Below are 18,273 nucleotides of genomic sequence, written 5' to 3'. Positions count from 1 at the left end.
AGAGCAGTGTTTTTATTGGAAATGCTGCTCTTCTTTTTTATTGAATTTGTTGATGAGCGCTTTTCTCAGTAGAACGACCCAAAAACAGGAATAATCCGTTTACAAAATAACTTGAGATAATTACTGCATTTCCCCAGTCTGGGTAATTATTCATGGTCATTAATTTGCCGATTAATGCAGTAATTCCACCCAGCAACATTCCCCAGATTACATTTTTTCGGTTCACCTGAATGGCAAGTAAACCACAAAGCATCGGCACAACAAAAGCGCCCGAGAAAAAACTCAACGCCAACAGCAAAGCCTGAATTACCGAAGTTATATACAATGAGATCAGTAAACTCAAAATCCCGATTACAACCACCAGCCAGCGCGTTAGTGGCAGCGATTGTTTTTTCTCGAGGCTGCCGCTGAAAAGTTCACTTAAAATCATCGACGAGGTAAGCAAAGTGGTGTCCGCCGACGACATTACTGCCGATAGTAGTGCCGCAATAAAAAGTCCGTAAGCCCAGTCGGGGAGAAGATGCCCGGCAAATGTCATAATGCCTTCATTTTCTTTTCCGGAATAAACACCCAAATAAGTTAGAGCAAACGAAACCGGGATTAAAATAGTAGCTACGATGAAAATACTTCTTCGTGCAGTTTTTTCACTGCCTGCACAGAAAAGTCGGGAGTAAATATCAGGTCCCACAATAAATGTTACCGAATAGGTCATTAACAGAACTACGAGATCGACAAATGAAAAGGAGGCGTTAAACAACGCGTTTATTTTTAGTGGCTCAACCTGCGTGTGCGCCGGCGACTTGAATGCGAAAAAAAGCAAGGCTGCCAGCCCGGTAACTATTAGGACTGATTGTAAGGTATCAGTCTTTAGAATGCTCAATTGCCCGCCCAACAAGGTGTAAACGATAAAAATAACACCCGATAAAATTGCTGCATTCTGGTACGAAATAAAACCAAGTCCCTGCAGAATTTGAGCAGCTGCAATTATTTGAGCTGCCACAATTCCTAACCAGGCCAATGGAATTATAATTGTAGAAAATCGTTCTGCTTTTCTTCCGAAAAATTTACCTAAAAGTTCGGGTAAAGTGTAATTCCCGTAACGACTTACATATTTCGAAATCGGTGCCAGAATATACAATCCGATTGCTGCAGAAAACAAAAACCACAAGGCTGCCCAGCCTCTGCTTTGGCTTAGTTCAATGGTTCCCATAACTGCCGAGCCACCCAAAATGGTTGCCAGCAAACTTCCTGAAACCTGCCAAATTCCGGCTTTTTTATCGGCAACATAATAATCCGATGGTTTTTTGATCCGAAATGCCGAATAAACGCCGATCCCGACAATAAAAACAAAATAAATAAGTATGGTAATTTCCGTTTGCATAATTAGTTAACAAATATGGGAATTAATGCGTCAATATTGTATTTTTGCTTGTCAATAAAATAGGAAAACGTATTCATTTTATTGATCCTGTAACAGGCGATAATTGCCGAAAGTGTTTACGGGGTTGAAGTGTTAAATAGGTTTCAATTAATTTTGATTTATAACGCATTAAATGGATTTGAATATTAGAAAATCACAACCCGGTGATTTTTATTTCCTTGAAAAGCTGGAAAACGAATCTTTCCCGCAGTTTCAACAGAGTTCCCGCCAAAGTATCAAACACAGCCTGGATAGTACGTTTCAGGAAGTTTTAATTGTAGAATCGAAAGAAGGTAAAAAGGTAACTTCAGCAGGGGCACTAACTTTGTTTAAATATAAATATGCACTGCGAATTTATTCAATTGCTGTTGTGGCAGAATACAGAAATGCCGGTCTGGGCACTTTCATGCTGAACTACGTGAAAAACCAGGCGATCGAAAATCATTATCAGAAAATATTGATTGAGGTTCAGTCGAAAAATACCGAGTTGATCGAGTGGTATAAAAAGTATGGATTTATGGTTTCGCGTACCATTTCCGATTATTATACAAGTGGGGAAGATGCAGTTAAAATGGAATTCAGCCTGGAGTCGGAAGAAGTTCGGAAAAAGACCACGAATATTATTGTGATCAACCAACCGCATAAGTGGACTTTTTCCGATGTAAATGCTAAAGTGATCTCAGTTAAAGAGTACATTAGTAACCCGGTTTACCAGAACAGCAGCGATATGCGTGTTTTTAACCTCTGTAGTTCGTACAAATACCAGAGCTACGGTTATTACGTGTCGTTGCTGGCTGCAGCCCGCGGCCATCGTGTAATTCCAAGTTCGGTTACCTTACGCGACTTTAAAATGCTGAATGTTATCCATTCCACATCGTACGATATTGATGAGTTGATAAACAAAGCATTACAAAAAGTAAAAGACGATAAATTTCAGCTGAAGATTTATTTCGGACAGACCGCCACAAAAGGTTTTAACTCAATTGCGAACCGGCTTTACCTTTTATTTGAAACGCCGCTTTTCGAGATTGAGTTTGTAAAACAGGAGAAGTGGATAATTAAGGGAATAAAAGTACTTACCCTAAACAAATTGCCCGAAAGCGAAATTGAAGTTATTTACGATTTTGCACGTAAATATTTTAGCAAGCGACGTTTTAATAAAACCACGCTTATTAATTATAAATACGATATTGCCATTCTTATCGATCCGGAAGAGGAAACTCCACCATCGTGCAAACGTGCGCTTCAAAAGTTTAAAGCGGCGGCTAATAGAAAAGGATTGTATGCCGAGTTTATCACTAAAAACGATTTTGATAAAATCAACGAATTTGATGCGCTGTTTATCCGCGAAACCACGAACGTAAACGATCATACTTATGAATTTTCGCGAATGGCGTATGCCGAAGGTTTGGTTGTTATTGATGATCCGTGGTCGATATTGCGGTGTTCCAATAAAATATTTCAGAACGAGATTTTCAGAAAACACAAAATTCTAACGCCGCAAACGGTTGTTTTTACCAAAAACATTTTTGAAAAGAAGGACCTTGATGATATGAATTTCCCGCTGGTGTTAAAACAACCTGATAGTGCATTTTCGTTGGGAATAACTAAGGTTGAAAATAAGGACGAGGCTTTTGACGCCATAAATCAGCTGTTTAAAAAATCGGATATGATTGTTTGCCAGGAATTTCTTTATTCTGAATTCGACTGGAGAATCGGAGTGCTTGACAACCGGCCACTTTTTGCCTGCAAGTATTATATGTCGAAAGGGCATTGGCAAATTTACAACTGGACCGGTGAAGCAGAGGAGTATTCCGGCGATTCGGAAACAGTGAATATCGAAGAAGTGCCGGAAGAAGTCGTAAAAACAGCGTTAAAGGCAGCGACATTGATTGGCGACGGTTTGTACGGTGTTGACCTGAAGCTGGTAAACGATAAAGTGTACGTGGTTGAAGTGAACGATAATCCCAACATTGATGTGGATATTGAGGATTACATTTTAAAGGACAAATTGTACGATCAGGTTATTGAATCGATTTACAACCGGATTGAAATTTCGAAAAATATTCAGAAGATAAATTTCCGAAATAAGTAAAAACATTTCCTGGGTTTTGAAATTGATCATAATAGAATGAACTTTCATTTTGAAAGTTGGTTGTTTAGATGTAATTTCAGAACTTCCTGAAAAAAATATTAAGAATATCACCTAATTACCAAAAGCATGAAAAAGTTAATTTATTTGAGTTTTATTTGGGGACTATTTTTAGTGGCATGTACTTCGAACGAGAAGATTGAGCAGCCCGTAGCAAAAAAGATAATGAAAGAACTTACGATACATGGTCATACGCGCGTTGACAATTATTACTGGATGAATGAGCGCGAAAACCCTGAAGTGATCGCACATTTGGAGGCTGAGAATGCATACAAAGATGCTGCGATGAAACACACCGAACCGCTTCAGGAAAAATTGTTTGAAGAAATAAAGTCGAAAATTAAACCCGAAAATGAGTCGGTACCCTATAAAAAGAATGGTTACTACTATTACTACAAACAATTACCGGGAAAAGAATACGATGTAAACTGCCGGAAAAAGGGGAGTCTCGATGCCGAAGAGGAAGTTATACTTGATGAAAACGTGCTGGCTGAAGGACAGGAGTTTTTTATGCTCGGTGGGTTATCGGTGAGTCCTGATAATAAACTTATTGCGTACGGTGTTGATACCGTTAGCCGCAGAAAATATACCATTTACTTTAAGAACCTGGAAACGGGCGAAACCCTTGAAGATGCAATCCCTTTAACCACCGGAAGTGCAGTTTGGGCCAACGATAATAAAACGGTTTATTATACTTTAAAAGACGATGTTACGCTGCGTTCGGAGAAAATTATGAAGCACGTTGTAGGAACTCCGGTTGAAGATGATGTTGAGGTGTTTTACGAAGACGATGAAACATTCTCTGTGTTCATCTATAAAACCAAGTCACAAAAGTACCTGATTATTGGTAGCGAAAGTACGTTGACCTCGGAATATCGTTATTTGGATGCCAACAACCCGGCCGGTGAATTCAAGGTTATCCAACCACGTACGCGCGGATTGGAGTATTCAGTAGATCATTTTGGTAACGACTTTTATATTCGCACCAACTTGGAAGCTTTGAACTTCCGTTTGATGAAAACGCCGGTTGCTGCAACCGAAAAAGAGAACTGGACAGAAGTGATCCCTCACCGCAGCGACGTTTATTTTAGTGGATTCGATATTTTAAAAGATTACCTGGTTGTTACCGAACGCATTGAGGGAATTAATCAGCTTCGTGTAATGTCGTGGAAAGGTGGTGAATACTACATCGATTTTGACGAGGACGTTTACACGGTTAGTCCAAATGTAAACCTCGATTTCGATACCGACGTTTTTCGTTTTAGCTACACCTCGTTAACAACACCGAATTCGATTTACGATTACAACCTGAAAAGCAAAGAACGTACTTTGTTGAAGCAGGATGAAGTGCTGGGTGGATTTAACAAAGACGACTACGAAACCAAACGTATTTATGCCACTGCCGGCGACGGAACAAAAATCCCGATGTCGATCGTGTACAAAAAAGGACTGGAGAAGAATGGCGATAACCCTACATTATTGTATGGATATGGCTCATATGGAATTACAAACAATCCTCGCTTTTCGTTGGCTCGTTTACCGTTGCTCGATCGTGGTTTTGTATACGCAATCGCACATATTCGTGGCAGCCAGATTAATGGCCGCCAGTGGTACGAAGACGGTAAATTGCTGAAAAAGATGAACACCTTTACCGATTTTAACGACTGTGCACAATTCTTAATCGACGACGGATACACCAACTCTGAAAAGTTATTCGCCATGGGTGGAAGTGCTGGTGGACTGTTAATGGGCGCCTGTATAAATCTTCGCCCCGAGTTATACAAAGGTGTAATTGCAGCGGTTCCGTTTGTTGACGTGGTAACAACAATGCTCGACGAAAGTATTCCGCTTACCACAAGCGAATTCGACGAATGGGGAAATCCTAAAATCGAAAAATACTATCATTACATGCTTTCGTATTCACCATACGATAATGTTGAAGCAAAGGATTATCCGGCATTGCTGGTTACAACCGGTTTGCACGATTCGCAGGTTCAGTATTGGGAACCCGCAAAATGGGTAGCCAAATTACGCGAATTAAAAACCGACGATAATCCGTTGCTATTCCATATTAATATGGATTACGGACATGGAGGGGCATCGGGCCGTTTTGAGTGGATAAAAGAAACAGCATTGGAATATGCATTTATTTTCGACCAGATAGGAATCACAGAATAGAAGATTTAAAGGCTACTTTTTAAGTAGCCTTTTTTGTTATCAGTGGTCCAATAAAAATTTCCTCTATTTCTAAGAACAGATTGGCAAGCTACAAATAATGGTTATATTTGCTGTGGCGTGTTCGTTCACGGCAAGTTTAAACCAACGAAAAATCTGATAAATGCGACAAATGGGCATCTTCGTACATATTCATTTGTTTCTTCTGGTAATAATCAGTGCAATTTGTTAGATAATAGTTATTTACAGGCAGGCTTGTCTTGATTTGAAACCATGATTTATAGTAAAAAGACATTTTGAATACTACTACTTATGACTAACAGAAGAAATTTTTTAAAAGCAGCGGGAATAGGAGTTGCAGCATCTGCAATCCCAATGTTTTCGCAGGCCGCAGTGTTACCTTCAACCGGTGGAAAATCAAAATTTGATTTCGACTTTGGAGTTGCATCTTACACACTGCGCGAGTTTGATACAGCAACAGCACTCGACATGGTAAAACGTTGTGGCGTTAACCGTGTAACTTTTAAAAGCATGCATTTACCGCTCGATTCGGATAAAGCAACAATCGAAGAAACAGTGGCCCTATGCAACGAAAAGGGTGTAGCACTTTATGGCGGTGGTGTAATTTATATGCGCTCAAAAGAAGATGTTGATCAGGCGTTTGAATATGCAAAAATGGCGCAAATGGATATGATCGTTGGTGTGCCTAATCACGAGTTGCTCGAGTATGTTGAAGGAAAAGTGAAAGAATACGATATTAAGCTGGCTATTCATAACCACGGCCCCGGCGATAAATTGTATCCGAGTGCCGAGAGTGCGTACGTGAGAATTAAGGACATGGACAAACGTATGGGCTTATGTATCGATATTGGCCATACAAAACGTATTGGTCGCGATCCTGAACAGGATGTAAAGGACTTCTTCGATCGTGTTTTCGATATTCACATTAAAGATGTAACCAAAGCAGAGCACGACGGTACAACTTGTACAATTGGACACGGTGTGATTGATTTTGTTTCTTTCCTGATAGCGGTAATTAAGTTGGATTATAACGGAACTTTGGCACTTGAGTACGAAGCAGAAGGAAAAGATCCGCTACCTGCAATGATGGAGAGTTTTGGTTACGTAAGAGGAGTTTTAGCAACCTTGTAAACTAATAAAAACCATATGACTAACAGAAGAGATTTTTTGAAGAAAGTGTCGGCAGGTGCTGCCGGTGTTGCTGTTGGTGGAACAGCAATGGGCATGTCGGCGAAAAGCTACAGCAAAATAATTGGAGCAAACGATAAACTGAATGTTGCCATTATGGGTCTTGGACGCAGACTGGGTGCTTATACTGAGCCGATTTCAGCAAAAGAAAGCAATGTTGAGCTAAAATACTTGTGCGATGTAATGCAACATCAACGCGAACATGCCGCTGAAGTTTTTGCAAAACACATCGATTACAAACCAAAACTGGAAAACGATTTCCGGAAAATTCTTGCAGATAAGGATGTGGATTGTATTATCAACGCCACACCCGACCACTGGCATACCCCGGGTTCGGTAATGGCAATGCAAGCCGGAAAACATGTTTATGTTGAAAAGCCTTGTAGCCATAATATGTACGAAAATGAGATGATCGTAAAAGCGGCTGAAAAATACAACAAGGTCGTTCAAATGGGTAACCAGCAGCGTTCGTCAGGTCATACCATCGAGATCATTAACGAAATTCATAACGGAATAATTGGAGTTCCGTATCGTGCAGTGGCTTTTTACCTTAATACAAGGGGCGAAGTTCCGGTACAGAAAAAAGCAGCTGTTCCAAAAGGATTGGATTGGGAAATCTGGCAGGGACCTGCAATTCACCGCGAATACACCGAGGAAACCTGGGATTACAACTGGCACTGGTACGGATGGAATTACGGAACAGGCGAAACCGGAAATAATGCCACACACGAGCTGGATGTAGCTCGTTGGGCTTTACAAGTTGGATTACCAAATAACGTCCATGTTGAAGCCGGTAAACGTCACTTCTTCAACGATGGTTGGGAAATGTACGATACCATGGATGCGACTTTCCTTTTTGGCGGCGACAAGGTTATTAAATGGGATGGACGAAGCCGTTCAGGTCATGATACTTACGGTATGGGTGGCCGCGGTACAATTATCTATGGTAGTGAAGGAACTGTTTTTGTCGATCGTGGAAAGTACATTCTGTACGACCGCAGTGGCAAAATTGTAAAAGACAGCGTATCTGCCTCGCAGGAAGCAGGAACAGCACTTGGCGGCGGCGGCGATACGTCAACCAAACACGTACAAAACTGGTTTAACGGAATTCGTGGTATTGGTGAGCTGAATTCGCACATTATGGAAGGTGCAATCAGCCAGACTATGGTGCATTATTCAAACGTAGCTTATCGTATCGGACACGGTTTTGATATTGACGATAAAACAGGAATTATGTACGACCGCGATGCCATGAAATTATGGGGCCGCGAGTACGATCCAAATTGGGAACCAAAACTTTAATGTTTACAATAATAGAAAAGGCAGGAAATTCCCTGCCTTTTTTTGTACCTGCTCAATTACAAAGAAGGAATATAAATTAAAACTGGTGTTGCTTTTGTTGGTGTTATGCTCCAAAAATTTCGCTTACTTTTTTAATTTAGTGCTCTACTGAAACTTTAAAACTATGAGAATGACGGAACCTACGATATTTAGTGATACTTTTCTTGCCTTTGGTAGTCATTGCGATGTAGTGCTCCCAAACCTTGAGGCCAATGCCGCAAAAAATATATTTCAACAAATAAAAGCCGATATCGAACAACTGGAGAGTACGATTAGTCGCTTCAGTTTATTGTCTGATATCCATGAGCTTAATCACGCCGAGAAGGCTATTTGGATGGATGTACCCGGCGAGCTGTGGGAAATTCTGACCATTGCAAACGATTTTAACCAGATGAGCCAGGGCGCTTTCGATGTTACCATGTTTCCGGTGCAATCGCTTTGGGTAGAAAAGGAGGATGTTGAGGAAGACGAATTGGAAGCAGCCCGTCAGAAATGTGGTTTTGATAAAATTGAACTCGACCACGATAATAAACGACTTCGTTTTAAAGAAGACGGGGTAGAATTGGATTTTGGTGCAATAGAAAAAGGATTTGCACTCGACCTGGTAAAACCTCTGTTAATCGATCTCGGTGTTAAAGATGCCATTATAAGTTTTGAGGAAGATGCAGTTTTGGCAATGGGAAATCATCCTGCCGGAACGGCTTGGCCGCTGGGAATCAGAAACCAGAAGCAGCCTAATGAATTTGCACATGTTTTCGAAGTATCGGGTCAAAGTGTTTATACCACCGGTACCGTTTATATTCGCGACGATGGTCAGGGAATGAAGGAGCGAAAGGTTATCAGTCCGGCCACCGGTCTTCCTGTTGAAGGAAAGCAAACCGTTTCGGTAAAAGCCGATTCTGCAACCATGGGTGCATTTATTGCCAACATTTGGCTCATTCTCCCTGAAAATGATAAGGCAATTATCGCCAACCAATTAAGTAATGTTGAAATTCTGGAAGTTGAATATACCGACGATGATGTAAAAACAAAGACAACATTAATTGATAAGGAGGATCTGTTATGAAAAGATCTCTTCTGATAACAGTACTTCTGGTTTCGGTTGCGAATGGTTTGGTTTGGGGACAACTTACGATGAAAAAACAACAGGATGGCATCAAAATAGTTGATGGTACGTCCGATGTATTATTTTACCGCATGCACCCGCTTAACATTGATGGAGAGTACGAACGATGCAATTATATTCACCCGCTTTGGGGATTAAACGGCAATGTGCTTACCGAAGATTTTCCTGCCGATCATCTGCATCACCGTGGCGTTTTTTGGGCCTGGCACCAGGTATGGATTGGCGACGAACGAATTGGCGATCCATGGGAAATTAAAGATTTTAACCAGGAAATTACTGAAATAGAATTTATCAAAGAACCGAATAAAACCGTTTGGCTGAAAAGCGAGGTGCTTTGGTTGTCCGACAAATGGAAAAAGAATGGCAAACAAAAGCCATATATCCGCGAGAATGTTTCTATTCATGTACACCAAAGCACATTAAAATACCGAAGAATCGATTTTGAAATCAGGCTTTTGGCGCTGGAAGAGAATCTGCGAATTGGAGGCTCGGAAGATGAAAAAGGATACGGTGGTTTTTCCGTTCGAATGGTTTTACCCGATGATGTCGAGTTTTCAAATGAAAGCGGTAACATAAAACCTCAGGATAACGCTATCAAATCGGAAGGATTTGTCAATATTTCAGGTTCTATGGGGAAAGGAAATTCAGCGGCCGGTATTGCAATAATCGATAACAAGGAGAATCCCGGTTATCCGCAGAATTTGATACTTCGCCAAAAAAACAGTATGCAAAATATTGCCTGGCCGGGTGCCGAACCTGTTGCCTTGTCGACCACTGAACCACTGGTTTTAAAGTATTCGCTTCTTGTCTATTCAGGAAAAATGAAAGCAAAGAAAATCTCAAAATTACTTGACGAATAATACGATTGTTACAACAGGAAACATAAGATATTAGAACAATGACAGACAGAAGAAAATTTATAAAACAATCGGCTATTGCCACAGCTGCCGTTGGTGTAGCTCCGACAATTTTAAATGCCTGTGCTTCGCCGGCCGAGCAGGTTAATGTGGCACTTATCGGTTGTCGTTCGATGGGATTTAACAACCTCAAAAGTTTTTTACGCGAGGATAATAATGTAGCCTGCGTGGCGCTCTGCGATGTTGACAGTAATGTGTTGGAGAAAAGAGCTGCCGAAGTTGAAAAAATGACGGGAAATCGACCACTTACTTACGCAGATTATAGAGACGTACTCGATAATCAAGATGTGCAGGCGGTTATCATCGGAGCTCCCGATCATTGGCACGCCATTATGATGATGATGGCATTGGATGCGGGAAAACACGTATATGTTGAAAAGCCTATGGGACATAGCATTGAAGAGTGTAATGCGATGGTTGCAGCACAGGCAAAACATCCTGAATTGTATTGCCAGGTGGGTATGTGGCAACGCAGCTCAAAACATTGGTTCGAAGCCTCTGAAATTGTTAAGTCCGGATTGTTGGGCGACGTTCATTTGGTAAAAGCCTGGATTTATAAAGGATATGATAATCCGTATCCGGTAATGGAAGATTCGGTAGCACCTGATTATGTCGATTATGATATGTGGTTAGGACCGGCGCCAAAGCGTCCGTTTAATATGAACCGTTTTCATTATAATTTCCGCTGGTGGTGGGATTATGCAGGCGGCGCAATGACCGATTGGGGCGTTCACCTGCTCGATTTTGCCTTGTATGCGATGGATGCCGATATGCCTCAGTCGATTTCTCCGGGCGGCGGTATTTATTACCATAAGCCGGGTGCCATTGAAACGCCCGATATTCAGCAGGCCATTTATCAATACCCAAAACATACAATGATTTGGGAATGTGGTTTAAATCCGGGAATTGGCCCGTATCAAAAAGCCCATGGAGTCGCGTTTGTTGGTCAGAAAGGAACTTTGGTAGTAACGCGAAGTGGTTACGAAATTTTACCCGATCATAGCAATGATTTAAAAGGTCCGTTCTTTGAAGCCAAAGCACAGAAAGAATATGGAGATGGTCTGGATGAGCACGTGCAAAACCTGTTATCTTGTATTCGAAAAGGCGGAACATTAAATGCGCCGGTTGAAATTGGGGCAAAAACAGCTATTGTTTCTGAGATGGGAAATATGGCGTACCGCGTTGGACAACGAATTAACTGGAATGATTCATCAAAGTCGTTTAACGAGGCAGCAGCAAACGACCTCATAAAACTGAACTACAACCAAAACTGGCAATTGCCAAAAGTGTAGTCAGGAAAAAAATATTGATATGGAAACGGGAGGTTAATTATGGCCTCCCGTTTTTTGTGAACGACAAACTCCTGATAAATATTCTTATACCGATGATGAGAAACATTGAGTCACTGGTTCGCTGACTCCCAATGCCAGTGTTTTTCTATATTGGCATTATACCAATCTGAAAATAGTTAGAAATAGCCTAAACATTTTCAGAATTGGTATTATTTTAGGGAAATGAAGAAGATCGTAATCGCACCCGATAAATTTAAAGGATCGCTCACCGGAATTGAATTTTGCGATGCCGTTGAACGTGGTATAAAAAAGCACATCAAAAATGTGGACATTGTAAAGTTGCCGCTAGCCGACGGTGGAGACGGAACAGTTGATGCCCTTAAATTTTATACCGGCGGAGAGTTAGTTTCTGTTGAGGTACACGATCCCTTACTTCGCCCCATAAAAGCCAATTATTTATTTGCAGAAAAGGAAAAGCTGGCTTTTATCGAAATGGCGGAAGCATCAGGTATTCGCTTGTTAAAAGGTGAAGAATTAAATCCACTGGAGACCTCAACTTTCGGAACGGGCGAACTGATACTGGATGCCATAAAAAGTGGTGCCAAACATATCCTTTTGGGAATTGGCGGAAGCTCTACCAACGACGCCGGAATGGGGATGGCAAGTGCCCTTGGATTTCGTTTTTTTGATGCAGAAAACAACTTGCTGGACGGGCGGGGAAAAGATTTAAACCGATTGGCAAGTATCGATACTTCTTCAGTAAATAAAGAACTCGGTAATATTAAATTTGAGGTGGCCTGCGATGTTGATAATCCCTTATTCGGGACAAATGGAGCCGCACATATTTACGCACCTCAAAAAGGAGCATCGGAGCAGGTAGTGAAACAATTGGATGCAGGATTGAGAAATTTTAACGAAAAGGTTAAAACACAGTTCGGAAAGAACCTGCAAAATATTGCGGGTGCCGGTGCAGCCGGAGGACTTGGAGTAGGTTGTGTGTTGTTTTTAAATGCTGAATTAAAATCGGGAACACAGCTAATAAAATCAATTGCTGATTTTGACAATGAAGTTAAAGATGCCGACTGGATTATTACCGGAGAAGGGAAATTCGATGAGCAGACGTTTTCCGGCAAAGTAATCAAAGGAGTACTTGATTCAAGAAGCGACCAAAAATTAGCCGTTTTTTGTGGCCTTAGTGAGTTACGTGAACCGCAAATAAATGCCCATAAAATCGACTTTCTGGCTGAAATGATGGAGCAGGCGACAGGTGTTGACGATTCCATAAAAAATGCGGATAAATACCTTGAACTAGCCGCCGAACAGTTTGCAATCAGCATTAAATCAGCTAAATAATTTTCCGTATATTGGTGAGAGCAAATCAATTGTTATGCACCGATTTTTAGTATTCATCTCCTTGTTGTTGGTATTCGGATGTTCCGATGATTCTGTTACTGACAATCCAAATGATACCGATATATATTTCCCGCCAACTAACTCTGAAGTATGGGAAAACAGTTCCATTTCGGAATTGGGGTGGGACGATGGAGTATTACCCGAACTTTACGATTTCTTGGAGACCAACAACACACGAGCTTTTCTGATCTTAAAAGACGGACGCATTGTTGTGGAGCAATATTGGGGAAAAGATATTCTGAACATCGCAGCGTTCGATAAAAATTCGAACTGGTACTGGGCATCGGCCGGCAAATCATTAACTGCACTTTTGGTGGGAATCGCCCAGCAAGAAGGATTTCTTTCCATCACCGATAAAACGTCGGATTACCTTGGCGAAGGTTGGACGAGCATGGAAACAGAAAAGGAAAATCTGATTACCATAAAACATCAGCTTACCATGACCACCGGACTCAATCATCTGGTTGATGATATTTATTGTACTTTGCCTGAATGTTTAACTTACGAAGTTGATGCCGGTGAACAGTGGTACTATCATAATGCGCCATACACTTTGATTGAGGAAGTGGTTGCAGCAGCAGCAAACATGACTTACAGCCGGTTTACGAGCGATTATGTGGGCGAAACAACCGGGATAGACGGCACCTGGATTAAAGGCGAATACAACAATATTTACTGGAGTACACCGCGCGATGCTGCACGTTTTGGACTACTTATTCAGAATGAGGGGAAATGGGATGATGTGGAGGTTTTAAGTGATAAGAATTATTATAACGAGATGGTGAATACCTCTCAAAACTTAAATCCTTCGTATGGATATTTGTGGTGGTTAAACGGTAAAGGTTCGGTTGTTTTGCCGGGGTTAACTACAACTATTCCCCGGGATATGTGCCCCAATGCCCCCGATGAATTATTTTCTGCCATGGGGAAAGACGGTCAGTTTATTGAAATTTTACCCAGCAAAGGAATTGTAGTAGTTCGAATGGGAGAGGCTCCCGATAACTCATTGCTGCCGGTACTTTTTCACGATGATATGTGGGAAATTTTAACGGACCTCTTTGAGTGATTCAACTTTAACAACCGGCAGGTTAAAATAGAACAATGCGCCATCACCTTTTTCTCCGGTGCTTTCAACTCCAACTTTACCACCAAGCTTTTCGATAATACGTTTTACAATTGATAACCCGAGGCCGTAACCGCTTGCCTTGTTAGGTTGCAAACGTGTATGTTTTTTGAATAATTTTTGCTGTTGGTCTTTTGGAATACCATCGCCATTGTCTTTCACCCAGTATTTTATCTTTCCACGCCCGGTAGTCTCGCATCCAATTTTTATTACCGGTGTCTCTCCTCCGTATTTCATCGCATTCGACAGCAGATTTATCCAAACTTCTTCAATCCACGGAGCATAAGCCTGCGCATCAATCCATTTTCCTTCTACTTCGAGTATTGCATTGTACCGTTCAATACTGTCCGAAATCTGATCAACAGCCGATTGATAAACTTTGTCCATTTCAACAGGTTCGGTTTCAACATCTTCGTGTCCGGCAGTTGCCATTTTTAATAGCTCGTTGGTTACGCTTATGGTTTTCATTGAAGATTCTTTTATCACTTTCGAAAACTCTTCAATAATATCCAAATTACCATCCTTAAGCGCCTCCAAAATAATATCACTCGACGAATAGATCACGCTTAAGGGATTTTTAAGGTCGTGAGCAAGCGTGTGAGCATAAGCATCCAGATCGTCGATTAACTTTTCGTTTCGTCCGTTTTGTTCCTGTAATTGTTTGTTCTTTTCTTTTAGCTGTATTTTGGTCAAACGGATTGAAGTAACGTCGCTTATAACCAGTAGTTTGCCGCTTAGTTTGCCCAGTTGGTCGCGTAATGCTTTAACCCTTACTTGATAATAATAAGTCTGGTCATTCTTCGGCAATTCAAAGTCTGTATATTGATCTTCTGTTGCTTGAATAAGATTTACGATCTCGGGAAAACGTTCAAATGTGGTCTTAAAACTGGTATAAATAATCGTCTTTTTGTCGAGGTCAAATGTTTTTAATAAGGCCGGATTTACCTCTTCAATTATTCCGTTTGCATTTATCACTAAAACCCCTTCATTCATGGTATCCAGCAGTTTCTCTCGGGCAAGCGGAATCAATTCAAAAATTTTATAGCGAAAAATACCGAATGCAATTATCAGTCCGGTTAACACAAACGAAACGGTTGTCCAGTCGAAACCCGGAACCGGATTGATATCAAAAATGTACATCAGGTTTGCAATTACCGGAATCAACGAGGCAATGATTAGTAAGCGAATCTGCTTTTTATAAAAACTCGTGAATGTTGAAATCGAACTAATCAGGTTAAAAATTCCCCACGCCACCAGCGTGAATGTGTAGATGTCAAAAATCCAAAACCAAATTCCGTGTTGGTAGTGCAGAATATTTGTACTGCTGTTTAAGGTGTAATTTTTCCAGATCAGGTGGTGTTGGTCGTTGGTAAATACAAGGATGAGTGTAATAAGCGGAATAATGAGTGTGAGAATAATATTACGTCGGTTTACCAGGTTAAATTTTTGACTAAAAGCCGTGGTGAAAAAGAAAAACGAAACCGGAATAAATGCGATACCCAGATAAGAGAGTTGCGAGTAAAAAACCTTTTCTTCCAACAAAGGAGTGCCAAACTCCAGCGCGTAACTAAAAGCCCAAATGGCAACAAATATTTCCAGCAAAATAAGAAAACGCACCTCAATGGCTTGTTTATATTTCCATAAAAGAATACATGTTCCTATGGCGGTAAAAGCGGTTATTAGCTGTATAATGCTGATACTCGGTATAAAATCAATCATTGGCAATCCCTGTAGTTTGTCTCAAAAAAATTAAAAATTGCAGTGATGCTTTAATGGCATTTTGGTTTTTGTATGGAAACAGAACAGTGCTGGAAAAGTTCACAAAAACCAATGGTGTAAATGTAATTAATCATTGTTTATTTTCTTCTGTTTTATTCTCTTTGCCTCTAAAATTTTATAGAATGATGAAAAAGAGTGTTTTGCTTTTATTGCTTGGTTTGAGTTTATTCCAGCTTTCTGCCAAAGAAGGAATGTGGATTCCGATATTACTGGAAAAATACAACCTGGCAGAAATGCAGGAAATGGGTTTTAAACTCACTGCGGAAGATATTTATGATGTAAACCATTCGAGCATGAAAGATGCTGTGGTAATTTTTGGTGGCGGATGTACCGGAGAATTGATTTCGGACGAAGGACTGCTGATAACTAACCACCATTGTGGCTATAGTCAGATTCAGTCGCACAGTACGGTGGAACACGATTATCTGACTAACGGTTTTTGGGCCATGAGCCGTGACGAAGAACTGCCGAACGAACGTTTGACTGTAAGTTTTCTGGAATACATGGAAGATGTTACCGACAAAGTTTTGGCCGAGACGGCAAATCTGGATGGCGAAGCCAAAGACACAAAAATTAAAGAAAACACCGACCGTATTATAAAAGATGCCAGAAAAGAAGGGAAGTTCACCGCTTCGATAAAACCGCTTTTTTACGGCAATCAGTACTTTTTATATGTATATAAAGTGTATAAAGATGTTCGTTTGGTTGGTGCACCACCATCGGCCATTGGAAAATTTGGCGGCGATACCGATAACTGGATGTGGCCGCGTCATACCGGCGATTTTTCGCTGTTCAGGATTTATGCTGATGAGAATAACGAACCGGCCGAATATTCGCCCGATAATGTACCGTTTAAACCCAAGAAATCGTTTCCGGTTTCGATGAAAGGAATTCAGCCCGGCGATTTTACCATGGTTTTTGGTAATCCCGGTTCTACTATGCAATACTGGCCGCATCAGGCGGTTGATGTAACCATGAACCAGCGCGATCCGGACCGTATTATGCTTCGCGATAAGAAACTGGAAATTATTGGAAGCGATATGGAATCGGATCCGAAAATTAGAATTCAGTACGCGGCTAAATATCAATCGATAAGTAATTCGTGGAAAAAATGGCAGGGCGAAATTAAAGGATTAAAACGATTGGATGCCATTAATAAGAAGCTGGCCTACGAAGAAGAGTTTAAGAAATGGGCGCAACAAAACAACACCTGGGATAACAAATACGAAGACGTTTTTGTGGCTTTTGATGAGCTGTATTCCAACTATTCGCATTACATAAAAGCATACGATTATTACAGCGAAGTTGTGATGCGCGGCGTAGAAGTGTTTGGGCAGGCAAGAACCATTAATTCCATTATTAATAATATTGAGAACAAGCAAAATGAAAAAGCAGAAGACCTGCGTTCGGCTATGCTAAAAAGGCTTCCCGGATTTTACAAAAATTTTAATCAGCCTACTGACGAAGCTTTGTTTGTGGCACTAATGCCCGAGTTGGTTAATGGCCTTGATAAACAGTTTTTACCTGCCGAAGTTGTAGAAACGATCAATAATCTTGATGCGAAAAAACTCATCCAAAAAGTATATCGTAAATCGATTCTTACTGATCGCGAAAAACTGGAAGACCTGCTTAAAAACGGATCGGAAAAACAGTTATTAAAATTGCGCAAAGATCCTGTTGTGGCCATGTTTAATCAACTGAATTTTATCTATGAAAAGGATATTGTACCGGAGGTTCAAAAGATCAGCAAATCGATTAACGAGAACATGAAAGTATACATGGCCGGGTTAATGGAGATGAAAGAGGGACAGGCTTTTTATCCGGATGCCAACCTGACTTTGCGTGTGGCTTACGGTCAAGTTGAAGGTTACGAACCAAAAGACGGCGTAAAATATAAGTATTATACAACCCTTACCGGTATAATGGATAAAGACAATCCGGAAATTTACGATTACGACGTGCCGGATCGTTTAAAAGAATTGTATAACACTAAAGACTTTGGCCAGTACGAAGTAAACGGCGATGTGCCGGTTTGTTTTACCGCATCGAATCATACAACAGGTGGTAATTCAGGCAGCCCGGTTGTAAACGGCAATGGTGAATTGATCGGGGTGAATTTCGATCGCTGCTGGGAAGGAACTATGAGCGACATCATGTTCGATCCGGAGCGTTGTCGTAATATTTCGCTCGATATTCGTTATGCCTTGTTTATTATCGACAAGTTTGCGGGAGCCGGCTATTTGCTCGACGAAATGGACATTGTGGAATAGTAAAAAGTTCTGAGACTTTTGTTTCGGAACTCGACATCAGTAAAAATACAGGGCCA

General features: G+C 40.9%; 12 protein-coding genes. 10 read left to right on the top strand and 2 right to left on the bottom strand.

Annotated features, from left to right (window positions below):
- Positions 1–37: 37 nt before the first annotated feature.
- The gene (locus tag SLH46_RS11880; protein WP_320281406.1) at positions 38–1,381 is read right to left on the bottom strand and encodes a sodium:solute symporter family protein; all 1,344 of its coding nucleotides are present in this window, start codon (positions 1,379–1,381) and stop codon (positions 38–40) included.
- A gap of 172 nt (positions 1,382–1,553) precedes the next feature.
- On the opposite strand from SLH46_RS11880, the gene SLH46_RS11875 reads away from it, so the two are divergent.
- The 9 genes from SLH46_RS11875 to SLH46_RS11835 all read left to right on the top strand — a co-directional run bounded on the left by SLH46_RS11875 (position 1,554) and on the right by SLH46_RS11835 (position 14,111).
- On the top strand, positions 1,554–3,515 hold the full coding sequence (locus SLH46_RS11875) for a GNAT family N-acetyltransferase (protein WP_320281405.1): 1,962 nt from the start codon (positions 1,554–1,556) through the stop codon (positions 3,513–3,515).
- A 126-nt stretch (positions 3,516–3,641) separates the two neighbouring features.
- A complete protein-coding gene (locus SLH46_RS11870) occupies positions 3,642–5,750 on the top strand; it encodes a S9 family peptidase (RefSeq protein ID WP_320281404.1) in 2,109 nt (702 codons plus the stop codon).
- Positions 5,751–6,059: 309 nt separating this feature from the next.
- The gene (locus SLH46_RS11865) at positions 6,060–6,899 is read left to right on the top strand and encodes a sugar phosphate isomerase/epimerase family protein (protein ID WP_320281403.1); all 840 of its coding nucleotides are present in this window, start codon (positions 6,060–6,062) and stop codon (positions 6,897–6,899) included.
- Positions 6,900–6,914: 15 nt separating this feature from the next.
- A complete protein-coding gene (locus SLH46_RS11860) occupies positions 6,915–8,258 on the top strand; it encodes a Gfo/Idh/MocA family protein (RefSeq protein WP_320281402.1) in 1,344 nt (447 codons plus the stop codon).
- A 169-nt stretch (positions 8,259–8,427) separates the two neighbouring features.
- Entirely contained in the window at positions 8,428–9,363 is a 936-nt protein-coding gene (locus tag SLH46_RS11855; RefSeq protein ID WP_320281401.1) for an FAD:protein FMN transferase, read from the top strand.
- The gene (locus SLH46_RS11850; RefSeq protein ID WP_320281400.1) at positions 9,360–10,283 is read left to right on the top strand and encodes a PmoA family protein; all 924 of its coding nucleotides are present in this window, start codon (positions 9,360–9,362) and stop codon (positions 10,281–10,283) included. Before SLH46_RS11855 ends, SLH46_RS11850 begins: the two co-directional genes overlap by 4 nt.
- Positions 10,284–10,321: 38 nt before the next feature.
- The gene (locus SLH46_RS11845) at positions 10,322–11,632 is read left to right on the top strand and encodes a Gfo/Idh/MocA family protein (RefSeq protein ID WP_320281399.1); all 1,311 of its coding nucleotides are present in this window, start codon (positions 10,322–10,324) and stop codon (positions 11,630–11,632) included.
- A 222-nt stretch (positions 11,633–11,854) separates the two neighbouring features.
- Positions 11,855–12,985: a glycerate kinase gene (locus tag SLH46_RS11840; protein ID WP_320281398.1), complete on the top strand. Its 1,131-nt coding sequence runs from the start codon at positions 11,855–11,857 to the stop codon at positions 12,983–12,985.
- A gap of 34 nt (positions 12,986–13,019) precedes the next feature.
- Positions 13,020–14,111, top strand: coding sequence for a serine hydrolase domain-containing protein (locus SLH46_RS11835; RefSeq protein WP_320281397.1), 1,092 nt, complete (start codon positions 13,020–13,022; stop codon positions 14,109–14,111).
- Here SLH46_RS11835 and SLH46_RS11830 read toward each other — a convergent pair.
- Positions 14,091–15,887, bottom strand: a complete 1,797-nt coding sequence (locus SLH46_RS11830) for a histidine kinase N-terminal 7TM domain-containing protein (RefSeq protein WP_320281396.1) — start codon at positions 15,885–15,887, stop codon at positions 14,091–14,093. The genes SLH46_RS11835 and SLH46_RS11830 overlap by 21 nt on opposite strands.
- Positions 15,888–16,069: 182 nt before the next feature.
- Here SLH46_RS11830 and SLH46_RS11825 point away from each other — a divergent pair, with 182 nt between their 5' ends.
- Positions 16,070–18,217 carry a S46 family peptidase gene (locus SLH46_RS11825; protein WP_320281395.1) on the top strand — a complete coding sequence of 716 codons (2,148 nt, stop codon included), beginning with the start codon at positions 16,070–16,072 and terminating at the stop codon, positions 18,215–18,217.
- The last annotated feature ends 56 nt before the right edge of the window (positions 18,218–18,273 follow it).

It is taken from the genome of Draconibacterium sp. IB214405 (assembly GCF_033963885.1).
Lineage (GTDB): Bacteria > Bacteroidota > Bacteroidia > Bacteroidales > Prolixibacteraceae > Draconibacterium.
Note: the sequence above shows the minus strand (reverse complement) of the source record. Positions and strands in the feature narration are given on the sequence as shown.